We start from the raw sequence: 3,259 nt of genomic DNA on the forward strand, positions 1-3,259 counted from the left end.
GACTCAAAACGTCGATCGCATATTCCCAGGCCTGCACGCGTCATGACATGAAGCCACCGCCGTTGGCGTGGACCGTTTGCCCGGTCATGTAGCTTGAAGCCCTGCTCGCCAAGAATGCGGCGACCGTTGCGATCTCGTCCGGGCGGCCCATGCGCCGTGCCGGCAGGGTCTTCACCATCACCTTCAACTGCTCCTCCGAGTAACCGCCCCGCGGCTGCGCGGTGTCGGTGATGCCGGGCGCGATGGCATTGACGCGGATGTCGTGCGCAGCCAGATCGATGGCCATTGAGCGCGTGAGCGACACGATTCCGCCCTTCGAGGCACTGTAGGCGGACGATCTTTCCCAACCTTGCACGGCCGCGGACGCGATATTGATGATCGCGCCACCGCGTTTCGCTGCGACCATCCGGCGTGCGGCTGCTTGAGCAAGAAAGCAGCTCGCTTTCAGATTGATCGACTGGGTCAAGTCCCAGGAATCCTCGGTCAGCTCCAGCAGATGCGCACGAGGGTAGATGCCCGCGTTGTTGACAAGAATGTCCAGACCTCCGAGCCCGGTCGCGGCGCTTTCGACGAGGCGATCCAATTCGACAAATTGGGCGACATCGGCCCGCAGCACGATCGCCCTGCGGCCGAGCGCCTCGATTTCGCGCGCAACCGCGCCTGCTGCATCGAGATCATCGAGATAGTTGATGGCGACATCGGCTCCCTGGCGGGCGAACTCGATCGCTATCGCGCGACCGATTCCCTGCTGTGCGCCCGTGACCAATGCCGTCTGTCCTTCAAGTTGCATCGTGATCTCCTTGGTTTGAAGGGAGACGATATAAGCCGGTGTGGCAGCGCCGAGATTGCCGTGTGCTCCCAGAGAAGGCTCAAGCAGCTGAGCGAATGCATGCGCATGCAATGATTGCGCGTCGCGCAGTGCCTGTCAATTGCCGCGGGGGCGCGCGTTCGCACGATTCCATGGTCAGCTTCGGATGCGTCAGCGATGGAGCGATAGCGCTAACGAGGGCGTGAAGGCCGAACAGCAGGCTGACGTTGAAATCGAAAGGCTCGATGTCTAGATACGCGCATGCGCATGCGCAGTCGGCTGTCGAAGGGGACGCAATGTGGGGGGAGAAGTTGGTCTGATGAAGCGCCCGAAATCGCGTGTAACCTCGTTTGATGTCGCGGCCTTGGCGCGGGTATCCCAGTCCGCCGTCTCGCGCGCCTTCACGCCGGGGTCCAGCATTGCGGAGGAAACCAAGTCCAAAGTAATCGAGGCCGCCCGCAAACTGAACTACGTGCCGAACTTTATCGCCAGCAGCCTCACGACCAAGCGCAGCAATATCATAGCTCTGATATTGGGGAATTTGGCTAATCCGTTCTATGTGCATGTCTTGGATGCGTTCAGCCGGCGACTTCAAGAACAAGGCCGGCAGGTCTTGACGTTCACGGTCGAGCCGGGCGCCGAAAGCGATGACGCGATCATGCGCGTGCTGCGATATCAGGTCGATGGAGTCATCCTGACGGCGGCGCAGCTTTCCACGCGTATGATAGGGATATGCCATGATCGGGGAATCCCGATCGTGCTGTTCAATCGATATATTCCTGGCAGTGATGCCTCTGGCGTCAGGTGCGACAACAGCGCCGGCGGTCGTCTCATGGCTGAGGCATTCCTTCGGGCGGGGGCGAAAAGCTTTGCCATGATTACGGGCGATCCTAGGGGTACGACCAGCCAGGATCGCGTGCGGGGCTTCGTCGAGCGCTTGCTTGAGGCGGGGGTGAGGCGCGGCGATATCGAAGAAGCAAGCGGCCATTCGTCGTATGATGGCGGGGTCGAAGCGGCCTTGCGCCTGTTCGGCGACGGATCGAAACCGCGGCCGGACGCGCTTTTCGGTATCAATGACATCATGGCGATGGGTGCGATGGACGTCCTGCGTCATCGGCTCGGTCTTCGAATCCCGGAGGATATGATGCTCGCCGGCTTCGACGGCATTCCTGAAGCGGGCAGGCTTCCCTATCAACTCACCTCCGTGAGCCAGCCGATCGATTTGATGGTGGACGAAACGCTCGCCATTCTGCATCTCGATGAGCCACCCCGGCCCATCGAGCGCGGTATCGATCGGCCAATCTGCGGTAGTCTGATTTGGCGCGCAACGATTCCGGGACCTCGCGTTCTCGAATAGGACGGCAACGACAATGATCGTCGGGCCATGGCAGCAGTTTGCCGATGCCGGCACGCTCTCGGCCTCTTGGCCACACCTTTCCCCATATTTGTTCAATATTTGCGGCCACGCCCTCTTGCATGCGCATGCATAAAGACATAGCATGGTGGCGCAGAATTCAGCAAGAGAGATTTGGCGCCTTGAATTTTCGGGTGGACAAACATGCGCAGCGCTCGGCGAGAAGCGCGCGCTCAACTCGGGCATGGATGGGATGGAATCGCTCACGCTCTATGACAAGATCTGGAACGCCCACGTCGTCAAGACCTACGACGACGGCGAGGTGTTACTCTACATCGATCGGCATCTCGTTCAGGAGGTTTCAAGCCCCCAGGCTTTTGCCGGCTTGATCGAAAATGGCCGCGAATTGCGCCGCCCCCAGGCGCATATCGCAGTTGCCGATCACGCCGTGCCAACCAGATTTCGCCGAAGGCTGCTTCCTGACGGGCCGGCGGCGCAGCAGGTGTCCCAGTTGCGGGCGAATGCGGCGCGCTTTGGTATTCCCTATGTTCCGACTAGCGATCGCCGGCATGGAATTGTCCATGTCATCGGCCCAGAGCTTGGCTTTACCTTGCCCGGATCGACGCTGGTTTGTGGCGATAGCCACACCTGCACGCATGGGGCGTTCGGTTCGATCGCGTTCGGGATCGGCTCCAGTGAATGCGAATGCATATGCGCCACGCAAACGTTGCGGCAGCGCAAGCAGAAGCGCATGCGGGTGACACTCAACGGGCGGCTCGAAGCCGGCGTCGCTGTCAAGGATATCATCCTCGCGCTGATCGCGCAGATCGGCACTAATGGCGGCGTTGGTCACGCCATCGAATATGCCGGCCCGGCGATCACCGCGCTTTCGATGGAAGCTCGTATGACGCTGTGCAACATGTCGATCGAAGCGGGCAGCCGCGTCGGGATGGTCGCGCCGGACGAGACGACATTTCGCTATCTCGAGGGGCGCCCTCTGGGGCCGAAGGGTGCCGACTGGGACGCCGCGCTGGCATATTGGTCGTCCTTGCCTTCCGATCCCGGCGCGGTTTTCGATCGCGAGGTTGTTCTTGATG

Annotated in this window: 3 protein-coding genes; 2 read left to right on the plus strand and 1 reads right to left on the minus strand. The window is 60.8% G+C overall.

The features are described 5' to 3' along the window. Positions 1–40: 40 nt before the first annotated feature. The gene (locus tag WCB02_RS22335; RefSeq protein ID WP_423961495.1) at positions 41–790 is read right to left on the minus strand and encodes an SDR family NAD(P)-dependent oxidoreductase; all 750 of its coding nucleotides are present in this window, start codon (positions 788–790) and stop codon (positions 41–43) included. A gap of 337 nt (positions 791–1,127) precedes the next feature. Between WCB02_RS22335 and WCB02_RS22340 the strand changes: the two genes are divergently transcribed. Both WCB02_RS22340 and WCB02_RS22345 read left to right on the plus strand, forming a co-directional pair. Further along, the gene (locus WCB02_RS22340; RefSeq protein ID WP_423961496.1) at positions 1,128–2,165 is read left to right on the plus strand and encodes a LacI family DNA-binding transcriptional regulator; all 1,038 of its coding nucleotides are present in this window, start codon (positions 1,128–1,130) and stop codon (positions 2,163–2,165) included. A gap of 250 nt (positions 2,166–2,415) precedes the next feature. Continuing rightward, on the plus strand, positions 2,416–3,259 hold an 844-nt coding region (locus WCB02_RS22345; RefSeq protein WP_423961498.1), incomplete at its 3' end, for an aconitase family protein.

The organism is Bradyrhizobium sp. (genome assembly GCF_049581145.1).
In the GTDB taxonomy this organism is placed as follows: domain Bacteria; phylum Pseudomonadota; class Alphaproteobacteria; order Rhizobiales; family Xanthobacteraceae; genus Bradyrhizobium.

Coding starts and splice junctions, on each gene's coding strand:
- WCB02_RS22335 (WP_423961495.1), bottom strand. CDS start 790: ATGCAACTTGAAGGACAGACGGCATTGGTCACGGGCGCACAGCAGGGA.
- WCB02_RS22340 (WP_423961496.1), top strand. CDS start 1,128: ATGAAGCGCCCGAAATCGCGTGTAACCTCGTTTGATGTCGCGGCCTTG.